General features: G+C 70.2%; 21 protein-coding genes and 1 riboswitch. All 21 genes read right to left on the bottom strand.

Going from position 1 to position 23,621, the window contains the following annotated elements; genetic code table 11:
- Position 1 precedes the first annotated feature (1 nt).
- Positions 2–1,174, bottom strand: coding sequence for an LLM class flavin-dependent oxidoreductase (locus ISO16_RS16400; RefSeq protein ID WP_072636664.1), 1,173 nt, complete (start codon positions 1,172–1,174; stop codon positions 2–4).
- 171 nt (positions 1,175–1,345) lie between these two features.
- Complete coding sequence (locus ISO16_RS16395; protein WP_065923299.1) at positions 1,346–1,924, bottom strand: hypothetical protein; 579 nt, start codon at positions 1,922–1,924, stop codon at positions 1,346–1,348.
- Between the two features lie 242 nt (positions 1,925–2,166).
- Positions 2,167–3,321: an LLM class flavin-dependent oxidoreductase gene (locus ISO16_RS16390; RefSeq protein ID WP_065923300.1), complete on the bottom strand. Its 1,155-nt coding sequence runs from the start codon at positions 3,319–3,321 to the stop codon at positions 2,167–2,169.
- Positions 3,318–4,094: a DUF1684 domain-containing protein gene (locus ISO16_RS16385; protein WP_050036143.1), complete on the bottom strand. Its 777-nt coding sequence runs from the start codon at positions 4,092–4,094 to the stop codon at positions 3,318–3,320. The genes ISO16_RS16390 and ISO16_RS16385 overlap by 4 nt, the downstream gene beginning before the upstream one ends.
- Complete coding sequence (locus ISO16_RS16380; RefSeq protein ID WP_072636663.1) at positions 4,091–5,461, bottom strand: NtaA/DmoA family FMN-dependent monooxygenase; 1,371 nt, start codon at positions 5,459–5,461, stop codon at positions 4,091–4,093. Before ISO16_RS16380 ends, ISO16_RS16385 begins: the two co-directional genes overlap by 4 nt.
- 14 nt (positions 5,462–5,475) lie before the next feature.
- Complete coding sequence (locus ISO16_RS16375) at positions 5,476–6,579, bottom strand: LLM class flavin-dependent oxidoreductase (RefSeq protein ID WP_072636662.1); 1,104 nt, start codon at positions 6,577–6,579, stop codon at positions 5,476–5,478.
- The gene (locus ISO16_RS16370; protein WP_072636661.1) at positions 6,569–8,170 is read right to left on the bottom strand and encodes a dipeptide ABC transporter ATP-binding protein; all 1,602 of its coding nucleotides are present in this window, start codon (positions 8,168–8,170) and stop codon (positions 6,569–6,571) included. The genes ISO16_RS16375 and ISO16_RS16370 overlap by 11 nt, the downstream gene beginning before the upstream one ends.
- On the bottom strand, positions 8,167–9,060 hold the full coding sequence (locus ISO16_RS16365) for an ABC transporter permease (protein ID WP_072636660.1): 894 nt from the start codon (positions 9,058–9,060) through the stop codon (positions 8,167–8,169). The genes ISO16_RS16370 and ISO16_RS16365 overlap by 4 nt, the downstream gene beginning before the upstream one ends.
- On the bottom strand, positions 9,053–10,084 hold the full coding sequence (locus tag ISO16_RS16360) for an ABC transporter permease (RefSeq protein WP_029546676.1): 1,032 nt from the start codon (positions 10,082–10,084) through the stop codon (positions 9,053–9,055). Before ISO16_RS16360 ends, ISO16_RS16365 begins: the two co-directional genes overlap by 8 nt.
- Positions 10,085–10,087: 3 nt before the next feature.
- Positions 10,088–11,719, bottom strand: a complete 1,632-nt coding sequence (locus ISO16_RS16355; RefSeq protein ID WP_072636659.1) for an ABC transporter substrate-binding protein — start codon at positions 11,717–11,719, stop codon at positions 10,088–10,090.
- 203 nt (positions 11,720–11,922) lie between these two features.
- A riboswitch (SAM riboswitch) is annotated at positions 11,923–12,017 on the bottom strand.
- A gap of 45 nt (positions 12,018–12,062) precedes the next feature.
- Positions 12,063–13,484, bottom strand: coding sequence for an MFS transporter (locus ISO16_RS16350; RefSeq protein WP_230304370.1), 1,422 nt, complete (start codon positions 13,482–13,484; stop codon positions 12,063–12,065).
- Positions 13,485–13,496: 12 nt separating this feature from the next.
- Positions 13,497–14,855 carry an NtaA/DmoA family FMN-dependent monooxygenase gene (locus tag ISO16_RS16345; protein WP_072636658.1) on the bottom strand — a complete coding sequence of 453 codons (1,359 nt, stop codon included), beginning with the start codon at positions 14,853–14,855 and terminating at the stop codon, positions 13,497–13,499.
- The gene (locus ISO16_RS16340) at positions 14,852–16,096 is read right to left on the bottom strand and encodes an LLM class flavin-dependent oxidoreductase (RefSeq protein ID WP_072636657.1); all 1,245 of its coding nucleotides are present in this window, start codon (positions 16,094–16,096) and stop codon (positions 14,852–14,854) included. The genes ISO16_RS16345 and ISO16_RS16340 overlap by 4 nt, the downstream gene beginning before the upstream one ends.
- 157 nt (positions 16,097–16,253) lie before the next feature.
- Positions 16,254–16,757, bottom strand: coding sequence for a GNAT family N-acetyltransferase (locus ISO16_RS16335; RefSeq protein WP_072636656.1), 504 nt, complete (start codon positions 16,755–16,757; stop codon positions 16,254–16,256).
- The gene (locus ISO16_RS16330; protein ID WP_072636655.1) at positions 16,754–17,884 is read right to left on the bottom strand and encodes an FAD-dependent oxidoreductase; all 1,131 of its coding nucleotides are present in this window, start codon (positions 17,882–17,884) and stop codon (positions 16,754–16,756) included. Before ISO16_RS16330 ends, ISO16_RS16335 begins: the two co-directional genes overlap by 4 nt.
- A 27-nt stretch (positions 17,885–17,911) precedes the next feature.
- Positions 17,912–18,871, bottom strand: coding sequence for an ABC transporter substrate-binding protein (locus ISO16_RS16325; RefSeq protein ID WP_050036482.1), 960 nt, complete (start codon positions 18,869–18,871; stop codon positions 17,912–17,914).
- A gap of 20 nt (positions 18,872–18,891) precedes the next feature.
- Complete coding sequence (locus tag ISO16_RS16320) at positions 18,892–19,674, bottom strand: amino acid ABC transporter ATP-binding protein (protein WP_072636654.1); 783 nt, start codon at positions 19,672–19,674, stop codon at positions 18,892–18,894.
- On the bottom strand, positions 19,671–20,642 hold the full coding sequence (locus tag ISO16_RS16315; RefSeq protein WP_006943626.1) for an amino acid ABC transporter permease: 972 nt from the start codon (positions 20,640–20,642) through the stop codon (positions 19,671–19,673). Before ISO16_RS16315 ends, ISO16_RS16320 begins: the two co-directional genes overlap by 4 nt.
- Positions 20,643–20,923: 281 nt before the next feature.
- Positions 20,924–21,937 carry a sulfate/molybdate ABC transporter ATP-binding protein gene (locus ISO16_RS16310; protein ID WP_029546667.1) on the bottom strand — a complete coding sequence of 338 codons (1,014 nt, stop codon included), beginning with the start codon at positions 21,935–21,937 and terminating at the stop codon, positions 20,924–20,926.
- Entirely contained in the window at positions 21,934–22,740 is an 807-nt protein-coding gene (gene cysW / locus ISO16_RS16305) for a sulfate ABC transporter permease subunit CysW (RefSeq protein ID WP_072636653.1), read from the bottom strand. The genes ISO16_RS16310 and cysW overlap by 4 nt, the downstream gene beginning before the upstream one ends.
- Positions 22,737–23,609, bottom strand: coding sequence for a sulfate ABC transporter permease subunit CysT (gene cysT / locus ISO16_RS16300; RefSeq protein ID WP_044476338.1), 873 nt, complete (start codon positions 23,607–23,609; stop codon positions 22,737–22,739). Before cysT ends, cysW begins: the two co-directional genes overlap by 4 nt.
- Positions 23,610–23,621: the final 12 nt, after the last annotated feature.

Below are 23,621 nucleotides of genomic sequence, written 5' to 3'. Positions count from 1 at the left end.
CTCAGCGGACCCCGGCGGGAAGGAAGGGAACGCTTCCGGACACGGCGCCGTCGGCACCGCCGGTGAACAGGCCGCGTTCCCGCAGGACCGGTAGCACCCCCTCGCCGAACCAGTACAGCTCCTCGAGGTGCGGGTATCCCGAGAGCACGAACTCGTCGATGCCCAGCGCGGCGTATTCGGCGATCCGGTCGGCGACTTCGGTATGGCTGCCGACCAGCGCCGTCCCGGCCCCGCCGCGCACGAGACCCACCCCGGTCCACAGGTTCGGCGCCACCTCCAGGTTGCGGGCGTCGCGCCAGTCTCCGCTGCGCCGGTTGTTCTCGTGCAGGGCGAGCATGCGGCGCTGTCCTTCGGACTCGCTGCGTGCGAGACCCGCCTGTGCCGCGGTCACCGTGTCGGGGCCGAGTGCCGCGATCAGCCGGTCGGCCTGCGCCCACGCATCGGCGGCGGTGTCCCGGGTGATGACGTGCAGGCGGATACCGAACCGGATGGTGCGTCCGCGCCGGGAGGCGAGTTCGCGGATCCATGCGATCTTTTCGGCGACGGCCGCCGGCGGCTCACCCCAGGTGAGGTAGACGTCGGCGTGCTCGGCGGCCACCGGGCCCGCGGCGGCGGAGGATCCACCGAAGTACAGCGGGGGGACAGGGCTCGGGAGCGTGGCCAGCGCGGCTTCCGAGACGTTCAGGTGCGTGCCGGAGTGGGTGACGGTCTCGCCGGCCCACAGCCGTCGGACGATCGAGAGGAACTCGTCCGCGCGGGCGTACCGCTCGTCCTTGCCGAGGTGGTCGCCGTACGCGCGCTGCTCGTGGGCCTCGCCGCCCACCACCACGTTGAGTAGGATCCGCCCCGGGGCGTGCAGTGAGAACGTCGCCGCCATCTGCGCGGCGAGGGTGGGGCTGATCAGTCCCGGGCGGAACGCCACGAGGAAGGCGAGTCGCTCGGATTCGCGCGCCACCATTGCCGTGGTGAGGAAGGCGTCCTCGCACCATGCGCCGGTAGGGGTGAGTGCGCCGGCGAATCCGAACTCCTCGGCGGCGCGGGCGATCGACGCCAGGTACCCGACGGTGGCGCGCCGATCACCGCGGGCCGCCCCGGCGGGCGTTCCGTGGCCGCCGCCGACGATCAGGCGGCTGTCGCCGTAGGTGGGAAGAAACCAATGGAATGCGAGGGACATTGTTGCGAGGTTAAGGGCGGGGCGGAGCGCGGGCCACGGTTGAAATCGGTCCGATTCCAATTCTGGTCCTCGCCGGACGGCGCCTGGCGCCGCTGCCGAGCGGGACGCGCGGACCGGACGACGAAACGCGGGGCGAGAGAAGAAGCTCTCGCCCCGCGTCTCGAACGACGGTCAGGAGGCCAGGATGAGCCCGCGGTCCCCGGTGCCGAAGCGGCGCAGGACCTCCACCACAGCGGGCGACGGCGTTGCCAGCCCCCGTGATTCGAGCCACGGCAGGGTGCCGTCGACGATGTGCTCGATCGTGAACTCGGCACCGAGCGGGAGGAGCGTCACGCCGTCGGCCACGCGGGTGGTGTGGATGTCGGCGATCAGTCCGGCGAGGCCGTGCGGGGTGCCGATGTAGGACAGGGTGTCTGCGCGACGACGGCCGTCGAGCAGCGCATACTGCTTGCGGGCGCCGCGGGCCTCCTCGGCGACGAGCACCTCGAGATCGACCAGGACGCTGATGCTGTCGGGATCGCGACCGTCGGCGCGGGCTTCGGAGCGTGCCCGTTCGCGGAGCTTCGCGCTCTCCCTCAGGTCGGCGGCGCGGATCCGGACCACGTTCGACGGCGAGGCGCTCAGGTCGAGCGCCGGTTCGTCGGCGCGTCCGGTGGTCAGATCGGCCCAGTAGTGCGGTCCCTCGGGCCCGGCAAGCTCGACGGCGATACGCAGGGGGCGATCAATGGTCCGGATAGTGTTGTGCGACAAGGGTTTTCTCCTGGAGAATGCGCCGCTCCGGTGGTACTCCGGCGCGACGTGGCGGAAGGGGCTGTGAGCGGTCAGCCCGTACAGATGCCCGAGGAGGTCCGGCCCAGATCGACGTGACGACGGCACCAGCGGGCGACGACGGTCGCTGCGGTCTCGGGTGCCATGGGCGATATCCTACACAATTGGTCGGGAATGCTCGATTCGGTGGTGAACCCGCCGTCCGGGCGGGTTCACCACCGGGGTCATGCGGCGCGGAGCGCGGCGAGCCCCCACTCGCGCGCCAGCAATTCGTACGAACGCAGCCGGTCCTCGTGCCGGTGCGTCACCGACGTGACCACGAGCTCGTCCGCCCCGGTAACGCGCTGCAGCGACTCGAGCCGCTCCGCCACGGTGGCGGGAGCGCCGACGAACTGGGTGATCAGCCGGTCGTCGACGAGGCTGCGCTCCTCGTCGCTCAGCGGTGCCGACGTGGCCGGGTCCGGGTACGGGACGGCCCCGTGGCCGGACCGGATGCTGTGCGTCCAGTGCCCGTACGTGGCCGCCAGGTCACGCGCGGTGGCGTCGTCGTCGGCGACGACCGCGTCGGCGGACACCACCACGTACGGCCGGTCGAGGAAGCGGGACGGGCGGAACGCCGCGCGGTACGCCTCGACCGCCTCGACGGTGGTGCCGGGACTGACGTGGTAGTTCGCACCGAACGGCAGACCCAGCCGTCCGGCCAGCGACGCCGACGGCCCCGCACTGGTCCCGAAGACCCACAGCTCGACGTCCGCGCCCTCGCCGGGGCTGGCGTGCAGCTCGATCCCGTCCTCGGTGCGATAGGTCCCGTCCAGCAGAGCGAGGATGTCGTCCACCTGCCCGTCGAAGTCCGGGGCCTGCGCCCCCGGTTGCTGCAACGCGGCGAACCCGGCGGCCAGGCGCGGGGAGGACAGCAACGGCCCGGGCTGGTACGGCGGCGGAATGACCAGGCCGTCGCGCACCTCGGTGGCGCGGTGCGATTCCTCTTCGGCGGCCCCGGACCGGGCGGCCGCGAGCGCCTCCGCCCGGCGTTGTCCCGACCGGCCGAGTCCCAGGTCGATCCTGCCCGGATACAGCGCGTCCAGCGTGCCGAACGCCTCGACCACACCGGCCGCGGTGTTGTGACCGAGCTGAACCGCGGCGGCGCCGACGCGGATCGTGCTGGTGGCGGCGGCGATTGCGCCGATCAGCACGGCCGGCGACGACGACGCGACGGCGACGAAGTGGTGCTCGGCCACCCAATACCGGCGGTACCCCCACCCTTCCGTCCTCCGGGCCAGGTCGACGGTGTTGTGCAACGCCTGCGCCGTGGTGGATCCCTCGCTGACGGGGGAGAGGTCGAGGACCGAGAGCGGCACCGGATTCGATGCGGTCGTCACCGGGCCTCCTCGTCGCGCGGAGTGCGTTCGCCGGCCTCGACGGCGAACGGCAGCCGGTTCTCCGCCGGGGCGATGGGGCACGTCGCCGCGTCGGTGAACGCGCACGGCAGGTTGGCGGCCCGGGTGAAGTCGAGCGTGACCGAGCCGTCGGCGGTCGGCGCGGCGACTTCGAGGATCCGCGCGGCCGGGTAGGTCGTCACGCCGCTGGTTCCGTCGGTGAACAGCACGCGCAGCGGACCCGAGCCGTCGCCGAACGCGACGAGGCGGTGCTCGGCGCCGTCGTGGGTGAAGCGGATCAGCCCGGCCGCGCTGTGGTGGTGCTCGAGGCCGTCGACCACGGCGCCGGTGGTGACGGTCCGCACCTGATCGAAGGCCTCGAAGCGGCCCTGCAGCACCCACTCCGGCGCAGGCTCGTACGCGGGGATTCCGGTGAAGGCCGTCAGAGCCGGCGACTTCGGGTCGTGGATGCGGACGGCGAACCGGCCGGTGCGGCGGATGATCTCGGCGTAGCCGTCGCCGGCCGCGACCCGGACACCGGGTGCGCCCTCGATCGGCTCGTGCACCTCGGTTCCGCCGTCGGATTCGAGGAGCACGCGCTCGCCGTCCACCCGCCACAATCCGGGCACCTCGTCGAGGATCGTGGGCTCGGTGTCCAGCCAGTACAGCCCGGTCAGGCTGAGCCAGCCGTCCGGGCGGCGCAGCGCCTCCTCGCGGGCTGCGTGCCAGCTCCGCCAGTCCTCGGTGAACGTCTCTCGGTCGAGTGTGGTGGTCACGATGCCTGAACTCCTTCGTCGATCTCGTGCGGGTGGCGCAGGTCGAGGTGACTGCGCAGGGTGGTGCCCTCGTATTCGGTGCGGAAACTGCCGCGTTCCTGCAGCAGCGGCACGACCTTGTCGACGAATTCGTCGAGGCCGCCGGGGGTGAGGTGCGGAACCAGGATGAAGCCGTCGCTCGCGTCGGTCTGCACATAGCGGTCGATCTCGGCGGCGACGTGATCGGGGGTGCCGACGAACTGCTGCCGCGCGGTGACCTCGATGATCAGTTCGCGGATGCTGAGCTTCTCGGCCTCGGCCTTCTCCCGCCAGGCCAGCGCGACGGCGCGCGGATCCTTGGCGTGGCGGACGCGGCCGCGCGTGATGTTCAGGTTGTCCTCCGGTTCGACGTCCGGCAGCGGCCCCTCGGGGTCGTACCCGGACAGGTCGCGGCCCCACACCTGCTCGAGGAACGCGATCGCGGTCTGCGGGCTCACCTGCTGCAGCCGGATGTGGCGGCCCCGCTCGGCCGCGTCCTCCGCGGAGTCGCCGAGGACGAACGTCGCGGCCGGAAGGATCTTCAGGTCGGCGTGGCTGCGCCCGTACTTCGCGAGGCGGCCCTTGACGTCGGCGTAGAAGGCGTGGCCCTCCTCGAGGGTGCCGTGGCCGGTGAAGATGGCGTCGGCCTTGGCGGCGCCGAATTCGCGGCCCTCGTCCGAGTCGCCGGCCTGCAGGAGCACCGGGTGTCCCTGCTGGCTGCGTGGCACCTCGAACCGCCCGGAGATGTCGAACTGCGTGGTGTGGATGTCGAACGGAGCGATGTCGGAATCCGCCGCGAAGATGCCGTTTTCGCGGTCGACGACCGGTGCTCCGGGGCGCCAGCCGTCCCACAGCCGCCGGGTGACGTCGACGATCTCGTGGGCGCGGACGTAGCGCTGCGAGTGGTCGAGATAGCCGCCACGCCGGAAGTTCTCGCCGGTGAAGGCGTCGGAGGAGGTGACGAGGTTCCACGCGGCGCGGCCGTCGGACAGATGGTCGAGGGTGGCGAACTGCTTGGCCAGTTCGTACGGCTCGTTGAAGGTGGTGTTGATCGTGCCCGCGAGCCCGAGGTGGGTCGTCGCACCGGCGAGGGCCTCGAGAACCGTGAGGGTGTCGGGCCGGCCGACGACGTCGAGATCGTGGATGCGGCCGCGGTGCTCGCGCAGCCGCAGTCCCTCGGCCAGGAAGAAGAAGTCGAACAGTCCGCGTTCTGCGGTCCGGGCCAGGTGCAGGAAGGACTCGAAGTCGATCTGGCTCTTCGATTCGGGATCCGCCCACACGGTCGTGTTGTTGACGCCCGGGAAGTGCGCGGCCAGGTGGACTTGCTTTCGAACGGTGTTCTGCGGCATGGTGATCGGCCTCCTCAGGCGGTGGCGTAGCGGTTGGCGGGGCGCGGCAGGCCGAGACGGTCCCGCAGGGTTCCGGTGGACGTCGGGACCTGCGGCCGCAACACCGGCAGGACCCGTTCGGTGAGCGCCGCGACCGTGCCGGCGAGGGCCAGCGGACGTAGCACCACGCCGTCCAGGCCGTCCACGTCCCCGAGGAGTGCGAGCAGCCCGGCCGGGCCGCCGCGGTAGAACAGCGACTCCGGGGTGTAGGCAGCGCCGGCCCAGTTCTCGAGCTGGGCCAGGTCCGCGGCGGCGGTGGCGTCGTCAGCGGCGAGCAGCACGTCGATGTCGAGCAGCACCGCCGGTCGCCGATCACCGGCCTGCGCGCGCAGGCGTTCGGCCAGGTTCGCGGCGGACCCGAGGTCGGCGGCCTCGATACGCACGAGATCGGCGCATTCCGCGGAGAAGTCGAACGACTGCTCGTCCGCTGCCGCAACCGCGACGAGGGGCCGGCCCTGGGGTGACCGGGGCGTGATCGACGGACCTTTGACGGAGAAGTGCTCGCCGACGAAGTCGATGTAGTGCAGCTTGTCCCGGTCGACGAACCGGCCGGTGGCGACGTCGCGGATCTCGGCGTCGTCCTCCCAGCTGTCCCACAGGCGGGCCGCGACCTCGGCGGCCTCGGCGGCCTCGGTCCACAGTGAGCCGGTGTCCTGGGTGCCCTTGCGGCCGAACAGGGCGGCCCGGTCCTCACCCTCGGAGACGGCGACCTGCCACCCCGCACGGCCGGCCGTGGTGTGGTCGAGGGTTTGCACGGCCTTGGCCACGTGGAACGGTTCCGTGTGGGTCACCGTCGCGGTAGGGATCAGCCCGATCCGCGAGGTGACGGCGGACAGCCGGGCGGCGACGCCGACCGCTTCGAGCCGGCCGCGCACGGTGTCCGCACCGGAGTCGATACCGAACGAGTCGGGGAGGAAGGCCAGGTCGACGCCGGCACGGTCCGCGCGGCCCACGAGATCCGCCCAGTAGCGGGCGGTGAACACGTCCTCCGCGCGTGAATCCGTGCGACGCCACGAATGCGGATGCGTGCCGGTTCCGCGGAATTCGAGGGCGAGCAACAACTGTGAACTATCGGGCATGCCGAACCTTCCCTGGAATGGCATCGAGCAGCAGTTTTGTGTACTCGTGCTGTGGTCTGTCGAAAATCTCTGCGGTGGTCCCGGATTCGACGATTTCGCCGGACCGCATCACCGCGACGGTGTCGCTGATCTGCCGGACCACGGCAAGATCGTGGGAGATGAACAGGTAGCTCAGCCCCAGCTCGTCCTGCAGGCGGGCGAGCAGGTCGAGGATCTGCGCCTGGACCGACACGTCGAGCGCGGAGACGGGCTCGTCGAGCACGAGGAGTTCGGGGTGCAGCGCGAGCGCGCGGGCGATCGCCACGCGCTGTCGTTGTCCGCCGGACAGTTCCGCGGGTCTGCGCTCGAGGTGTGCCGTGCTCAGCGCCACCTGCCCGAGCAGCTCCGCAACACGTTCGGCGCGCTCGCTTTTCGTGCCGATGCCGAAGGCTTCGAGCGGTTCGGCGACGACGTCGCGGATGCGGAGCTTGGGATTCAGGGCCGCATAGGGGTTCTGGTGGACGATCTGCACCCGGCGGCGGAGCTCGCGCAGGTCCCGGCCGCGCAGCGCGGTGATGTCCCGCCCGTCGAACCGGACCTGCCCGGACGTGGCGGATTCCAGTCGGATCGCGATGCGGGACACCGTGGACTTGCCGGAACCGGACTCGCCGACCAGGGACAGAGTGCGACCGCGCGGAACCGAGAAGGAGACGTCGCGCACCGCCTCGAGCGACGTGCGCCGGTCGATGCGGAAGGTCCTCGAGACCCCGGACACGGTGAGCAGGGGTTCCGCGGGTCCGCGGCCGGGCCTGGCCGCGGTGCCGGCGAGGCTCGGTGCGGCGGCGACGAGCGCCCGGGTGTACTCGTGCCGGGGGTTCTCGAGGATCTGCCGGGCCGGCCCGGTCTCGACGATCCGGCCCTGGCTCATCACGATGATGCGGTCGGCGCGGTCGGCGGCGACGCCGAGGTCGTGGGTGATGAGCAGGACCGCGGTACCGGTCTCGGCGATGCGGCTGTCGAGGTGGTCGAGGATGCGCCGCTGCACGGTGACGTCGAGGGCGCTGGTCGGCTCGTCGGCGATGACGAGGTCCGGCCGGCATGCGAGCGCGATGCCTATGAGCACGCGCTGCCGCTGCCCGCCGGACAGGTCCTGCGGGTACTGCCTGGCACGGAGTTCGGGATCGTCGAGCCCGGCTTCCGCGAGGATGCGCCGCGCGTCGATCTTCGCGGTGCGCCGGTCGGCGAGACCGTGGATACGCAGGACCTCGGCGACCTGGTCACCGATGCGGACGACCGGGTTCAGGGACGTGGTGGGGTCCTGTGGCACGAGTCCGATGCGGGCACCGCGCACCTTCTCGAAGGCGCGTTCGGGCAGGGTGTCCAGTCGCTGCCCGTCGAACGTGACGGTGCCGCCGGTGATCCGGCCGCTACCCGACAGCAGGCCGAGGATCGCGTGTGCGGTCGTCGACTTGCCGGAACCGGACTCGCCGACCACTGCGACGACCTCACCCCGGGAAAGTGTGAAGCCGACCCCGTCCACCGCGGTGACCGGGTCGCGACGGCTGCCGTACTCGACCCGCAGGTCGCGTACGTCCAGCAGGGGTGCGGTCATCGAGTGCTCCGTTCTTCGATGGCGTGACCGAGGCGATGCGCCGACAGGACGACCGCCACGATGACCAGGCCGGGCAGCGTCGTCATCCACCAGGCGGTGGCCAGGTAGTTCCTGCCCTCGGAGATCAGCGATCCCCACTCCGGGGTGGGCGGCACCGCGCCGAAGCCGAGGAAGCTCAGCGACGACACAGCGAGCACGGCCATGCCGAACTCGACCGCCGCGAGCGCGACGACGGGGGCGTACGAGTTGCGCAGCACGTGCCGGCGCAGGACGGTGTGCCAGCGGGCACCGCATGCGAACGCCGCCTCGACGTACAGGGCGCGGCGCACGCGCAGGACCTCCGACCGCATGACGCGGGCGAAGTTCGCGACGAGCCCGACGCCGACCGCGATCGCCACGTTCATGGTGCCGAATCCGAGCGCGGTGACGAGCGCCAGGGACAGCAGCAGGGCGGGGATGGACAGCAGAACATCGACGACCCGCATGAGTAGCCCGTCGACCGCTCCGCCGACCGCACCGGAGAGCAACCCGACGAGCGAGCCGACGACGAGAGCGATTCCGACGGCGACGAGCGTCGCGGTCAGGGACAGGCCCGCACCGTGCACGACCCGGGTGTACACGTCGCGCCCGATGTTGTCGGTGCCGAACCAGTGCGCCGCGGACGGCCCCTGCAACTTGTCGGCCGGGACGCCCTGCAGCGGATCACCGGACGCGAAGACCGAGGGGAACAGGGCGAAGCCGACGGCGAGGAGCAGCACGGTCGTCGAGACCACGAGAACCCCGTAGCGGCGCAGGGCGCTCGTCGCTCCCCGGAGCCGGGACGGTCCGTGTGGCCCGGCCGCGGCCTGCGCGGATGCGGCGACCGGTTCCCGGATCAGGACGTCAGACATGAGCCTTCCTCTCCTCCTCCACCGCGAAGCCGGTGAGTTCGGTGGTCACCTCGGCGGGCGTCGGATGCGAGGGCGAACCGCCGCCGCGACGGCCGTCGGCGATGCGTGGATCGATGAGCGGATAGACCAGGTCTACCGCGAGGTTGACGAGCACGAAGATCACCGCACTGAAGACCACGATGCCCTGGACGACGGGAATATCCTGCGCCAGAACCGAAGTCTGGGTCAGACGACCGACACCGGCGCGGGAGAACACCGTCTCGACGACCACGGACCCCGCCAACAGGTTGCCGACTGTCACCCCGGCGATGGTGAATGCGGGGATGCTGGACAGCCGCAGTGTGTGCCGGGTCTGGAGACGCCATCGGGACGCGCCCTTGGCGCGAGCTGCTTCGACGAACGGTTGCCGCCATGTGGTCTGCAGGCTCGCGGCGAGGACCTGCGCGATCACCGCACCGGTGGGAAGCGCGAGGGTGATCGCGGGCAGCACCAGATGCTCGATGCCCTGGTCGCCGAATGCCGGAAGCAGCTTCATCCGGAACGAGAAGAGTTGGAGCAGAAGAAGTCCCACCCAGAAGGTCGGAACCGCGACACCGAGCGGCGGCAGCGAGAACAGCGTGCTGCGCAGCCACCGGGCGCGCGTATACGTGGCGACGAACGCGATCGAGGTGCCGAGGAGCACGGCGAGCGCCAGGGCGACCGCGGCCAGGGCCAGGGTGCTGGGTACGGCGGCGGCGATCGCGTCGGTCACGGGTTGTCCCGTGACGATCGAGATGCCGAAGTCACCCCGGACGGCGTTGCTCAACGCAGTGAGGTACTGCTCCCACAGCGGCCGGTCGAGCCCGTACCGCTCCTGCAGTTGCGCGACAGCGGCCGCATCCACCGGTGTGCCGCTGCCGGCGCCGTCGACCGCGATGCTCACCGGGTCGGACGGCAGCAGGTACAGCACGCCGAACGAGACGGTGAACGCCGCCCACAGCACCAACAGCGCCTGCACGAGCCGGGAACCGAGATACCGGGCCATGGTCTACTCGCTCAGCCAGGTGTCGAAGAACTGCAACCGGGCGGAGGCCTCGAACTTCAGGTCCTGCACCGCCTCCGCCGCACCGATGGCCTGGGACAGCTCCACGGTCGGCAGCCACAGGCCGTTGTCGAGGACGAGCTGCTGTGCCTGCTCGATCAGCTCGCCGCGTTCGGCCGGGTCGGTGGTGCGCAGCTGCGCGGACAGGACCTCGTCCAGCGCCGGGATCGGGCCGCGGTTGTTGAGGTTGCGTCCGTCGAGTCCGAACGTGGTGCGCAGGATGTCGCCGTCGGCGCGCGTGCTGTTGTAGTAGGTGGCGTCGAAGTCCTTCGCGCCCTGCCGGGCAGTGGCTTCCGGGGTGGAGACCAGGTCGAGCTGCAGGTCGATACCGACCTCGCGCAGCTGCTGCTGCACGAGCTCGAGGATCGCCTGGTTGCCGGCGAACACCGAACTGAACAGCACCGAGAAGGACAGGCGGTTGCCGTCCTTGACGCGGATGCCGTCCGGGCCGGGAACCCAGCCGGCGGCGTCGAGGATCGACTTCGACTTCGCCGGGTCGTAGGTGACGTCGTCGAGTGCGGCGTAGCCGGGGGTGCGGGAGGCGAGGGTGCTGGTCGCGGGCCGGAAATCGGGGCCGAGGACGGTGTCGACGAGTTCCTGGCGGTCGAGGGCCGGCACGATCGCAGCGCGCACCGTCGGATCGGTCAGGACGCCACGGGTGACGTTCGGCTGGAAACCGAACGGGACACCCGGGTTCGGCGTGGTGAGGATCCGTCCGCCGCTGCCTTCGATCTGGGAAGCGTCCTGCGGCAGCGCATCGCTGATCGCGTCGAGCTGGCCGGATGCGAGGCTGCCGGTGCGTACACCGGACTCCGGGACGATCGTGAACTCGATGCGATCGAGGTAGGCCTCGCCGTCGTGCGCGAAAACGTCGGATCCCCATGAATATCCGGTGCGCTTGACCAGCGTGGCGGACTTGTCCTGCTGGTAGTCCTCGTAGACGAAGGGACCGGTGCCGGACAGGTCGCCGGCGCAGCGCTCCTCCGCGGACTTCGCGACGTCCCTGTCGGACAGGAAGCCGAGTTGCAGCGTCGACGACGCCTGCAGGAACTGCGCGTTCGGTCCGGCGAAGGACACCTGGGCGGTGAGTGGATCGAGCACCGTGGTGCCGGTGTACCCCGACAGGTAGCTCGCCGCCAGCGCTGCCTTGGCGCCGGTGAGGGTCTGGACGATCGCGTCGAAGTTCTTCTTCACCGACTCCGCGGTGAACGGGGTGCCGTCACTGAAGGTCACGCCGTCCTTCAGCCGGAACGTGAACGCCGAGGCGTCCCCGGTCACCTCCCAGCTTTCGGCTAGCCACGGCTTCAGTTCACCGGTCCCGGGGTCCTGATCGGTGAGCGAGTCGACGATCTGACGGGCGACGTAGATGGTCTGGTTGCTGCCGGCCTGCGCGGGATCGGCACACGTGGGGGCCTGGGACAGGCCGTAGCGCAGGGTGCCGCCGGGCTGCGGGGTGCCGCCACCGGGGGAGGTGCCCGCCGTGTCGGTGCCGCACGCGGCGAGCCCACCGGCGAGGATTGCGGCGGTGGCGCCCGCGACGGCGCGACGTCGGGCGGCGGAGGTGAACGAAACAGGCACCGGGGAACTCCATGATCTCGTGAGGCGCCGGTGGCATCGCGCTTCGCGATGCCACCGGCCGGGCAGACGGTCGTGGTTCTTCGACTGGGTAGCGCCACTCAGGCGCGACAGGATCGTGGGCGACAGATGCCCGAGCACTGACGGCACAGGTCGACGTGCAGGCGCGCCCACGCGCCCACGAACCCCTCGCCTGCCATGCCTCTCCTCCATCGTTCCCGGCGGTAGCACCCTCACCTGCGGCGGCAGGGGGTTGCTGCGACGTCGTCGAGCCGGGTCTCTCGGTCGCTCTGGATGGTTCCCGGTGACCGTACGCGTTGCGAACGAGTTCGGAGAACCCTTTCGCTCACCGTGATCGAAACCCGGCGCCGGCACGCCGGCGCCGGTCGGCGAGCGCACAGAGCAGCGACACCGCGAGCATGGCGGCGCACACCGCGAGGCCGGCCGACGCGGCACCGGCGAAGTCGTCCCCGTCCGTCGCCAGCGCCGACAGATACAGACCGGACACCGCGGCGAGGGCGATCGTCGCGGACAACCGCTGTGACAGCTGCAGGAACCCGGCGGCGACACCGTGACCGCCCGCCGGGGACGACTCGAGCGTCAGCGCCCGGTTGGGTGCATCCACGAATCCACCCGAGAGACCCGACAGAGCGGCCAGCGCCACGAACACCGGCATCGTGGCGTCGTGCTGCACAGCGGCGGCGTAGCCACCGACGACGGCGATCTCGGCTGCCACCACCACGACGACCGTCACCCGGCCGTATCGCGCGACGACCCGCCACCCCACGGCCGAGGCGACGGCCATCGCCGCGGCGGCGGCGGACAGCACGGCGGCGGCCTGGACAGCGGCATAGCCGCGCCCCTCGATGAGGTACAGGCTCACGACGGTGTTCAGGGACAGCACCGCACCGAACCAGAACAGTGCGACCATGGTGCCGAGGACGTATCCGCCGGATCCGGTCAGTTCGGGAAGCAGCACGGGCTTGCCGCCGCGCGCGGCGACACGGCGTTCCCACCACAGGAAGGTGGCGAGTGAGACCGCCGCTCCCCCGACGGCGAACACCGCACCCACCGGACCCGGTTCGGAGACCACGGGCACCATCACCAGCGTCGTGGCCGCCGCGAGCAGCGCGAGGCCCCCGGCATCGACCCCGCTGCGGGCCGACGGTCGTCCCCGATCCGGGGGCAGGCGGCGGGCCGCGAGCACGAGTGTGACGAGTGCGCACGGCACGTTGAGAATCAGCAGAACGCGCCACCCGTAGTCCCCGGGTGCAGCGCCGAGCACCAGCCCACCGACGAGTGGACCGCACAGCCCGGCGAGGCCTCCGGCCGTGCTGTAGGCGGCCAGGGCCCGGGCGCGCGCCGGGCCGGTGTAGTTCTCGGCCAGGATCCCGAGCACCTGCGCGCTGATCAGGCCCGCCCCGACCCCCTGACCGGCCCGTGCGGCGACGACCGTCCAGGGGTCGGACGCGACAGCTCCGCACACCCCCATGACCGCGAAGAGAGTCATGCCCGCGAGGAACAGCCGCCGCCGGCCGGCCACATCGCCGAGCCGGCCTGCCGGGACCAGCGCAAGACCGAAGCTCAGCGAGTATGCGGCCAGGATCCACTGCACCTGCGAAACGCCCGCGTCGAGACCGGTCCGCAAGGCGGGAAGGCCGATGTTCAGCACCGACGAATCGAGCAGGGTGGTGAAGCCGGCGGCCGCACAGACCGGCACCACCGACGTCGTCTGCCGGGGCGTCTGCGCCCGATCGGTGAGTGTCACGCGGGAAGTGGGTTAACCGCCGACCGCCACCGGATCGGCCGGCACCCGCAGCCCGAGGTTGTGCCGCAGCGTGGTTCCGGTGTACTCGGCGCGGAGGACACCACGGTCCTGCAGCAGGGGCACCACCTCGTCGACGAAATCGTCGAGCCCCCAAGGCACGAGGTGCGAACCGAGGATGAACCCGTCCGAGCCGTCGTTCTGCACGAAGGCGTCGATCTGCTCGGCGATCCGTGCCGCGGTACCGACGAGGGGTCCGCGCTCGAACTGGTCGATCACGACCTCTCGCAGCGTCAGCTTCTTCTCCTCCGCGATCGCGCGGAGCCGTGCGACGGTCTCGAACCGGTCCTGGTGGACGAACGCCCGTCCCTGGATGATCGGCTCGGCGTCGGGGTCGGGATCGATGTCCGGCAGCGGGCCCTCCGGATCGTATTCGGACAGATCCCGATTCCAGATCTGCTCGAGCAGGATCAGTGCGGTCTGCCCGGTCACCTGCTGGATACGGATCTCGTGGTACTTCTCGACGGCCTCGGCCTCGGTGTCACCGATCACGAAGCTCGCCGACGGCAGGATCTTGATGTCGTCGGCGGAGCGGCCGGCAGCGATCGCCCGGGCCTTGACATCTCGGTAGAACTCCGTGGCCTCGGGCAGCTTCCCGTACGGGGAGAAGATGGCGTCGGCGTTCGCGGCAGCGAAGTCCCGGCCCTGCGGGGACACCCCGGCCTGGAGGATCACCGGGCGTCCCTGGGGGCTGCGCGGAACCGTGAACCTGCCGTGCACGTCGAAGTGGTTACCGTGGTGTTCGAAGGCGCCGGCGTCGGGTCGACGCAGGAACCGGCCGCCGGCCTTGTCGGCGACGATGTCGTCGCTACGCCACGAATCCCAGAGTTGACGGATGAGCGTCAGGGTCTCCTCCGCGCGCTCGTACCGGTGGGAGCGATCCAGGAAGCCGCCGCGGCGGAAGTTGCGCCCCGTGAAGGCATCGAAGGAGGTGACCACGTTCCACGCGGCCCGGCCGCCGGAGAGGTGATCGAGAGAGGCGATCTGCCGAGCCAGCTCGTACGGCTCGTTGAAGGTCGCGTTGATGGTGGCGGCCAGGCCGAGGTGGTCCGTGACGGCGGCCAGCGACGCGAGGACCGTGAAGGTGTCGGGCCGGCCGATGATGTCCTGATCGAAGATCCGGCCCGCGCGCTCGCGCAGCACGAGGCCCTCGGCGAGGAAGAAGAAGTCGAACTTGCCGCGCTCGGCGGTACGGGCGGTGTGCTCGAAGGTCGAGAATTCGATCTGGCTGCCCGCCCGGGGATCCCACCATGCGGTGTGGTGATTGACACCGCCGAGGTAGGCCCCGAGGATGACCTGCTTGCGTGTGCTCATCGGTCGTGTCCTTCGGTTCCGGCCGTGGTGACGGCGTAGCGGTGGGGAATGTCGGTCGGCAGATCCAGAAGTCCGCGCAGGGACGTGCCGGGGTACTCGGAGCGGAACACCGCGCGCTGTTGCAGGATCGGGACGAGCACGTCGACGATGACGTCGAGGTCGTCGACTGCCACCCCGGGTCGGAGCCGGAAGCCGTCGATACCCTGTCGACGCCACTCACCGATCCGGTCGGCGAGTTCGGCCGCCGACCCGGTGAACACGAGTGCATCCGAGTCGAATGCGCTGCCCGCTAGTGCGTCGAGACGCCGGAGCCGCTCGGCGCCGCTCTCGCGCGGCGTGTCGAGGAAGACCACGAGGTCCGCATAAACCCGCAGCGGTTCACCGACACGCCCGACCCGCACCCCCGCCGCCGTGACCTCGTCGACAAGGTCACGCACGCGGCGGGTGTCCGACGGGGTGACGAACACCAGATCTGCCTGCCGCGAAGCCAGTTCGTACGGAAGGTCGCGGTGGGCCAGCAGTGCGACCACCGGCTGCCCCTGCGGCGGTCGGGGCGTGATCGACGGCCCTCGAACGTGGAAGAACCGGCCTTCGAAGTCGATGTAGTGCAGCTTGTCGCGGTCGATGAACCGTCGCGTCTTCACGTCGCGGAGCTCCGCGTCGTCCTCCCAGCTGTCCCACAGCCGCCGAACGACCTCGACGGCGTCGGCGGCCTCGTCGAACAGGTCGTGGACGAACTCGGGCAGGCGATTCTCGGCGAGCGCCTGCCGGTCGCGCTTGTCGAGTCCGGGGATGTCGCGCCGGCCGAAGTGTGCGGCCTCCTGCGCGGAGGAGGACACCTTGACCTGCCAGCCGGCGCGGCCGTGCGATGTGTAGTCGAGAGTGGCCAGCGCCTTGGACACGTGGAACGGTTCGGTGTGCGTGGTGGTGATCGTCGGGATCAGCCCGATGTGCCGGGTCGACGGTGCAACCCGCGCGGCGATCAGGTGCGCATCGAGCCGGACCCGTACCCGGTCCACCGCGTCGGGGTCCTCGCTCGTGCACGGGTTCGCGGGTACGGCAAGGGAATCCTCGATCGTGACGAAGTCCAGCAGCCCGCGTTCCGCGGTGGTGACGAGATCGGCCCAGTACGTGGGTGAGGTCAATTCGTCGGGGCGTGAATTCTCTTCACGCCACGCGGCGGGATGCCAACCGGCGCCGTCGAGCGCGACGGCGAGGTGGACGGGTGTTGTCGAGGTCATCGGCGAGACTCCTGGTCGGTGTGCGGCGGGGATCGGTGGCGTCACAGGGGCGTCCGGCAGCAGGGCGCACCGGCAGCACCGCGGGCTCGCGATGCTGCCGGGCCTGGTGGGGGGTCTTCGGGAGGATCGTGCACTGCTTCGAGCCGCTCGGCGCGGTTCAGTCCGTCCGCAACCGGATCAGCGTCTTCTCGAAGGGGTGCGGCCCGATCTCCTCGGCCGGTCGGCCGGAATCGAACAGGGCGGTGTATCCCGCGGCCCGGTACAGCGCGACCGCCTCGGGTTGACGCCACCCGGTGGTCAGGTAGATGCGGGCGTACCCCCTCCGGGTCGCCTCGGCCTCGAGTTCCTCCAGCACGAGTCTGCCGAGTCCGCGGCGGCGGTGCGCCTTCGACGTCCAGATGCGCTTGAGCTCTGCGGTGGTCGCGTCGTAACGGCGGAACGCGCCACCGGCGACGGGTTCTCCGTCCTCGACGAGCACCAGCAACGTCCCGCCGGGTTCGGCGAACTCGTCGGCCGGGTGGGTGGTGAGGGTGTGGATCTGCTCGTCGAGCGGACGTTCGTAGCGGGTGCTGTATTCGACGGCGAGTTCGGCGAGCAGCGGGGCGGCCAGCGGGTCGTCCTGCCGCACGGGGCAGACCTGGATGCGGCGGGCGGTGGTCATCGCGCGGTCACCGCCTCGCGGGTGCCGAACCGGAACGGCTCCGGCGCGACGGCCGTGCCCTCGACGAGCCCCGCGATCAGCTCCCCGATTGCGGGGGCGAACTTGAAGCCGTGCCCGGAGAAACCCGCGGCCACGACGACGGCGCCGATGCGGTCCACGACGAAGTTGCTGTCGGGTGTGCTGGTGTACAGGCAGGTGTCGGCCACGGCGCTGCCCGGGTCGACGCCGGGCAGCCACCGGGCAGCGTAGGCGGCGAGCCGCGCGACGCCGGCGGGGTCGGCCCGGAAGGTTCTCGTCTCGGGCGTCACTTCGGGTCCGGTGCCGTGCTCGCCGATCTTGATGCCGTCCTCGGAGCCGAGCCCGTAGATGCCGGCTGTCGTGAGCAACGCGCCGGGGTGATGGACGAAGCTCGGCCAGTCGGGCCCCGTGACGGGAACGAAGTGCGCGGGCTGCTCCTGCGTCGTGCGCATCGCCGGGAGGCGGGGCGCCGGATCCGAAGTCCGGGTGAGCAACCGGTGCGACCATGCGCCGGCCGCGACGACGACATGCCGGCCGCGCACCACCGCGTCCGGGGTGACCACGTCGACGCCGTGTCCGTGGCTGTGCAGGCTTTCGACCACGATCCCGTGCCGCACGTCGGCCCCGGCCTGCGCCGCGGCCTCCTGGAACGCGGCGACCGCGCGGTCGGCGTGCAGCCGGCCCGCCTCGGGATGATGCACGACGGCCGTGTCGAACCGTATCCCGGGCCAACGACGTTCCGCGGAGCACGGCTCGAGGACCTCGTGCCGGATGCCGAGGGCGGCCAGCGACCGGGCACGCGACTCGACGACGGCGGGCAGTCCGTGGTCGACCGCGCCGGTGAGGGTCAGTACCTCCGTGCCCGTGGTGTCCTGCAGGTGCCGCCAGAGCGGCAGGGCACGGCCGGCGAGCGCCGTGTAGAACTCGCCGTCGTAGGCCTGCCGGTAGATGCGGGAACTGCCGTGCGAGGCGCCGCGGCGATGACCCGGCTCGAACTGCTCGAGCAGGGTCACCGACTTCCCGCGGGTGGCCAGACGCCACGCCGCCGCCGATCCGATGACGCCACCCCCGACGATCACGACGTCGGCCCGGGGCTCCACCCGGCTCATTGCTGTCCCTCCCTGGCTGTCGTCCGGTTACTGCTTCTTCGGCAGGCCCGGAGGATTGATCACCGACGTCTCGACCGCCTCGTTCGCGATACCCCATCGGTCGAGCACCTGCTGGTAGGTGCCGTTCTCGATGACGTGGTTGAGCGCCGCGTTGATCGCCTCGATCAGGCCGTTGTCCTTCTTGGTCAGGACCGCGATCTCGCCCTGCAGGTCCGGGCCCGCGCCGGAGAACGTGCCGGCGATCTCGGTCTCACCGGCCTGGATGACGTGGAACGACGCGGACGGATTGGGCCCGAAGTAGGCGTCGATGCGGCCGGAGCCGAGCGCGAGGTAGTAGTCGGTGGCGTTCTGGAAGTAGAGGATTTCGGTGGGCTCGAGGCCCGCGGCGACGTTCTGCTCGTTCCACTCGACGAGCAGCGCCTCCTGATTGGTGCCGGAGCTCACGCCGACCTTCAGACCCGCGACATCCTTCGGGTCCTTCACCTCGATCCCGCTGTCCTTCCTCACCTCGAAGGCGAGGTTGTCGAGGCGATAGGTGGAGAAGTCGTACTTCTCCTTGCGTTCCTCCGTGACGGTGACATTGGAGATGAACACGTCCGCCTCACCGGAGTCGACGCGCACGAAGTTCTGCGCCCAGTCCGCGGCGGTGAGCTCGACGTCGAGGTCGAGAACGTCGCCGAGGAGATGTGCGAAGTCGGTCTCGGAGCCGATGATGGTCTTGTCGTCGTCGGCGTAGAACCGCAGCGGAGGTGCGGTGCCGGCGGACCCCGTGACGATGAGGGTGCCGCGGTCGCGGATGGACTGCGGGACCTCGGCCGCGATCTCGGGTACGGGGTCGGTGGTGATGCGGTTCTGGTCGGCGGTGAGGTTGTAGCCGGCGGCGCCGGCCGCGTCGGGCTCGTCGGTGCCGCAGGCGGCGACCGACAGCAGGGCGACGGCGGTCAGGGCCGAGGCGACCAGCCTCGTGCGTCGGGTCAACGCGGACATCATTGCCTTTCGGGAGGACTTCAGAGGACTTTGGACAGGAAGGCGCGGGTGCGCTCCTGGGTGGGCCGGTCGAGAACCTGCGCGGGCGGACCTTGTTCGACGACGACGCCGCCGTCCATGAACATGACGGTGTCGGCAACCTCACGCGCGAAGCCGATCTCGTGGGTGACGATCACCAGGGTCGCACCGTCGCGGGCCAGGTCGCGGATCACCTCGAGCACCTCGCCGACCAGTTCGGGGTCGAGCGCGGAGGTCGGCTCGTCGAACAGGATCACGGCCGGGCGCAGCGCGAGGGCGCGGGCGATGGCGACCCGCTGCTGCTGCCCGCCGGACAGCTGTTTGGGGTAGTCGTGGATCTTGTCGCCGACGCCGACCCGGTCGAGCAGTTCCCGGGCGAGCGTCTCGACCTCGGCGCGGTCGCGGCGCTGCGCGGAGATCGGCGCCTCGATCACGTTCTCGAGCACGGTCAGGTGCGGGAAGAGGTTGAAGCTCTGGAACACGAATCCGATGCGCGACCGTTGACGGAGGATGTCCCTCTCGCGCATCTCGTGCAGCTTGTTGCCCCGGCGGCGGTAGCCGACGAGTTCGCCGTCGATGCGGACCGTGCCGCGGTCGACCTTCTCGAGATGGTTGAGGGTGCGCAGCAGGGTGGACTTGCCGGAGCCGGAGGGACCGAGGATCACCGTGACCTCGCCCTTGCGGACTTTCAGGTCGACACCCCTGAGGACCTCGAGGGATCCGAACGACTTGTGCACGCCCCGGACGTCGACGGCGTACGGGGTGGGATCGACCGGCGTGGTCATCGGGTGGCTCCCCGGGGTGCGGCGATACCCGAGTCGCGGATCTCGCGGAACTTGGCGACGGTCTTCTGCCAGGGGGTGAGCGGGAGGGCGCGGGACGAGCCGCGCGCGTAGTGCCGCTCCACGTAGTACTGGACGATCGACAACGCGGTGGTGAGCACGATGTACCAGACGGTGGCCACCATGAGCAGGGGCACGACCCGGCCGTTGCGGCCGAAGACGACCTGCACCTGATAGAACAGCTCGGCGATCGCCATCGTGGAGACGATCGAGGTGCCCTTGAACAGGCTGATGACCTCGTTGGCGGCGTTGGGCAGGATCGATCGCATGGCCTGCGGCAGAACGATCTTGAAGAACTGCCGGCGGCGAGGGATGCCCAGGGCCTGCGCCGCCTCGATCTGGCCGTGGTCCACGGAGATGATGCCGGCGCGGATGATCTCCGCCGAGTAGGCGGCCTGATGCAGGGCCAGGCCGATCACCGCGGCGGTGAAGCCGGAGATCACGCCGGTGACCTCGAACTCGAAGAACGACGGTCCGAACGGGACACCCAGCGACAGCGTTCGGTACAGGTACGCGATGTTGAACCAGAACAGCAGCTGCACGATGAGTGGGATGGATCGGAATGCCCAGATGTACACCCAGGAGATCACCTGCAGGACGGGATTCCTGGACAGCCTGCCGACGGCGAGCAGCACGCCGAGCCCGAATCCGAGAACCGTTCCCCACACGGTGAGTTCGATGGTCACCACCAGGGCCGAGAGCACGGACTGTGCGGTGAAGTACCGAGCGAACGTCGCCCAGTCCCAGCCCGGGTTGGTAGCCAGGCCGTGCACGAACTGCGCCACCAGGACGAGGGCGAGGGCGGCGACCAGCCAGCGCAGCGGGTGGCGGGCGGGGGCGACGACCAGCCCGGCGTCGTCGGGCTCGGCGGTGCTCGCCGGCGCGGGACGGATCCCGGTCGGCGCGCTCACGCCGACCCACCGGGGAAAGCGTTCATCGGATAGTACCTTTCACGGATCTCGGGTGAGTGATCGGCGTGCACACCGAGCGGGCGGGGCGCGTGGAGATCACTGTCGCCCGGCGGGGCCCTGCTCGTCACGGATTCCGATCCGGGTGATTCGAACCCGCCGCAGGACCCGAGCAGTCCGCGGGGTGATACCGCATGCCTGAATGGCCGAATGTCACACGGGTTCGATCCAACTGAACCTGTGTGACATTCGGCCGAGTGAGGCGCCGGTGGGCGGGCGTGGCTCTAGCCGATCGGCACCCGCGTCGTCTCCGGCAGCGCCGGTTCCTCGGTCGCGCGCGCATAGACGGTCTCGCCGGGCGCGAGACCGAGAGCGCGTGCGTCGCCGCGGGTGACCTGCGCGGTGAAGTCCTCACCGGTCGCGGCGTTGCGTAGCTCGACGCGGACCTCGAACCCGAGGTGCACGACCCGCTCCACCGTCGCGCGGGTGACACCCACGGACCCGGCGGTGCCCGCGTCCTGGGCGCGGGCGAGATCGGGTTCGCGACCGAGACGGATGTCGTGCGGCCGCACCAGCTTTCCGTTCAGCCTGGAGACATTGCCCAGGAACGACATCACGAAGTCGTTCGCGGGCCGGTCGTACAGGTCCCGCGGGGTTCCGACCTGCTCGATGCGGCCCCGGTTCATCACGGCGATCCGGTCGGCGACGTCGAGCGCCTCCTCCTGATCATGGGTGACCAGCACGGTGGTCACGTGCACCTCGTCGTGCAAGCGGCGCAGCCACGTGCGCAGGTCGGCGCGCACCTTGGCGTCGAGCGCGCCGAACGGTTCGTCGAGCAGCAGCACCTTGGGATCGACGGCGAGGGCGCGGGCCAGGGCCATGCGCTGGCGCTGGCCGCCGGACAGCTGTGCCGGATAGCGTTGCTGGAACCCGTCGAGCCCGACGATGCCGAGCAGTTCGTCGACGCGGCGGCCGATTTCGGTCTTGGGCCGCTTGCGGATCTTCAATCCGAACGCGACGTTCTCGCGGACGGTCATGTGCTTGAACGCCGCGTAGTGCTGGAAGACGAAACCGATGTCCCGCTTCTGCGGGGTCACGCCGGTCACGTCGTCGCCGCCGATGCGCACGATGCCGTCATCGAGGGTTTCCAGTCCGGCGATGGACCGCAGCAGCGTCGACTTACCGGACCCCGAGGGTCCGAGCAGCGCGGTGAGCGACCCGGACGGGATCTCGATGTCGACGTCGTCGAGGGCCGCGAAGTCGCCGTAGTTCTTTCGTGCGCCCGTGACGGTGATCATCTGGTACTCCTCTTGCGGTCGAGCAGGGTCATCAGCAGCAGCACGATCACGGCGATGGCCATGAGCAGGGTCGCGGCGCAGTAGGCGCCGAAGGTGTTGTGGTCGTCGATGTAGCGGGAGTGCACCAGCAACGTCAGGGTCTGGGACACGCCGGGGAAGCCGGACGAGACCATGATGACAGCCCCGAACTCGCCGAGCGCGCGGGCGACGGTGAGGACCACGCCGTACGTCAGGCCCCACCGGATCGAGGGGAGGGTGATGCGCCGGAACGTCTGCCAGCCGTTCGCGCCGAGTGTCGCGGCGGCCTGCTCCTGTTCCTGGCCGATCTCGTGAAGCACCGGTTCGACCTCGCGCACGACGAACGGCAAGGTGACGAAGATCGTGGCGATCACCATGCCCGGTAGCCCGAATACCACCTTGAATCCGAGGGATTCGACACCTCCGAACCACCCGCCGGCACCCCACAGCATGATCAGGGCGACACCGACGACGATCGGCGAGACGGCGAACGGCAGGTCCACCACGGCTTGCAGCAGCCCGCGGCCGCGGAACCGGCCGCGCACGAGCGCAAGTGCGACGACGACACCGAACACGACGTTGACGGGCACCACGATGGCGACGATCAGCAGCGACAGGTTCAACGCCGAGATCGCCGCGGGCGTGCTGATCGACTGGAGGAACGCACCCACGCCGTTCTCGAATGTGCGGTAGAGGATCACCCCGATCGGAACGAGCAACAGGACCAACAGGTAGGCGAGTGCGATCGTCCGCAGCGAGATTCGCGTCCACGGGGAGACCTTCATCGGTCCTCCTCCTCCCGGCGCAGGCTGCGTCCCGTTGCCAGGCGCAGCACGAACAGCACGACGAAGGCGATGAGCAGCAGTGCCACGGACACCGCGGCAGCGTTCACCGGGCGGTCGATCTCGATCTGCTGCTGGATGTACTGCGACGCCACCTGGGTCTCGTACGGGATGTTGCCGCCGATGAGCACGATCGATCCGTATTCGCCGAGGGCACGGGCGAACGCGAGCCCGGCACCGCTGACGACAGCCGGGGTCAGCACGGGCAGTACCACGGACCGGAAGATGGTCAGGTTGTTCGCGCCGAGGGACGCCGCGGCCTCTTCCACCTCTCGGTCCGCTTCGAGGAGCACCGGCTGCACCGAACGCACCACGAACGGCAGCGTCACGAATGCCAGCGCGACGACGAGCCCCGGCTGGGAGGCGTTGAGATGGATACCGATCGGGCTCTCCGGCCCGTACAGCGCCAGCAGCACAATGCTCGCCACGATGGTGGGCAGCGCGAAGGGCAGGTCGATCAGGGCATTGACGAACTTCTTGCCCGGGAACTCGTCGCGCACCAGTACCCACGCGATGAGGGTGCCCATGACCACGTTGACGACCGCGACGATTGCGGAGACGACCACGGTGATCCGCAGCGTCGCCAGCGCGGCCGGGGCGGTGACGGCGTTCCAGAAGCCACTCGGACCGTCGGCGAACGCCTCGGTGGCCAGCGCCGCGAGCGGCAACAGAACGATGACGGACAGCCACAGCACGGCCACTCCGATGCCGAGCGGTCCGACCGTGCCGGTGGCTGCACGCAGCGGAGTGCGGCGGCGCGCCGCCGGGGCGGGAGCCGGCCTCGATCCCACCCCGGTGGCGCTGTCGGTGATACTCACTGTCCG

Source organism: Rhodococcus sp. M8 (assembly GCF_015654185.1).
Lineage (GTDB): Bacteria > Actinomycetota > Actinomycetes > Mycobacteriales > Mycobacteriaceae > Rhodococcus > Rhodococcus aetherivorans.
Note: the sequence above shows the minus strand (reverse complement) of the source record. Positions and strands in the feature narration are given on the sequence as shown.

What these genes read in the sequence shown, in the direction of transcription:
- ISO16_RS16380 (WP_072636663.1), bottom strand. Translation starts at nt 5,461, where the DNA reads ATGCCGCAGAACACCGTTCGAAAGCAAGTCCACCTGGCCGCGCACTTC.
- ISO16_RS16330 (WP_072636655.1), bottom strand. Translation starts at nt 17,884, where the DNA reads ATGAGCCGGGTGGAGCCCCGGGCCGACGTCGTGATCGTCGGGGGTGGC.
- ISO16_RS16375 (WP_072636662.1), bottom strand. Translation starts at nt 6,579, where the DNA reads ATGCCCGATAGTTCACAGTTGTTGCTCGCCCTCGAATTCCGCGGAACC.
- ISO16_RS16370 (WP_072636661.1), bottom strand. Translation starts at nt 8,170, where the DNA reads ATGACCGCACCCCTGCTGGACGTACGCGACCTGCGGGTCGAGTACGGC.
- ISO16_RS16325 (WP_050036482.1), bottom strand. Translation starts at nt 18,871, where the DNA reads ATGTCCGCGTTGACCCGACGCACGAGGCTGGTCGCCTCGGCCCTGACC.
- ISO16_RS16400 (WP_072636664.1), bottom strand. Translation starts at nt 1,174, where the DNA reads ATGTCCCTCGCATTCCATTGGTTTCTTCCCACCTACGGCGACAGCCGC.
- ISO16_RS16340 (WP_072636657.1), bottom strand. Translation starts at nt 16,096, where the DNA reads ATGACCTCGACAACACCCGTCCACCTCGCCGTCGCGCTCGACGGCGCC.
- ISO16_RS16320 (WP_072636654.1), bottom strand. Translation starts at nt 19,674, where the DNA reads ATGACCACGCCGGTCGATCCCACCCCGTACGCCGTCGACGTCCGGGGC.
- ISO16_RS16345 (WP_072636658.1), bottom strand. Translation starts at nt 14,855, where the DNA reads ATGAGCACACGCAAGCAGGTCATCCTCGGGGCCTACCTCGGCGGTGTC.
- ISO16_RS16310 (WP_029546667.1), bottom strand. Translation starts at nt 21,937, where the DNA reads ATGATCACCGTCACGGGCGCACGAAAGAACTACGGCGACTTCGCGGCC.
- ISO16_RS16365 (WP_072636660.1), bottom strand. Translation starts at nt 9,060, where the DNA reads ATGTCTGACGTCCTGATCCGGGAACCGGTCGCCGCATCCGCGCAGGCC.
- ISO16_RS16335 (WP_072636656.1), bottom strand. Translation starts at nt 16,757, where the DNA reads ATGACCACCGCCCGCCGCATCCAGGTCTGCCCCGTGCGGCAGGACGAC.
- cysW (WP_072636653.1), bottom strand. Translation starts at nt 22,740, where the DNA reads ATGAAGGTCTCCCCGTGGACGCGAATCTCGCTGCGGACGATCGCACTC.
- ISO16_RS16360 (WP_029546676.1), bottom strand. Translation starts at nt 10,084, where the DNA reads ATGGCCCGGTATCTCGGTTCCCGGCTCGTGCAGGCGCTGTTGGTGCTG.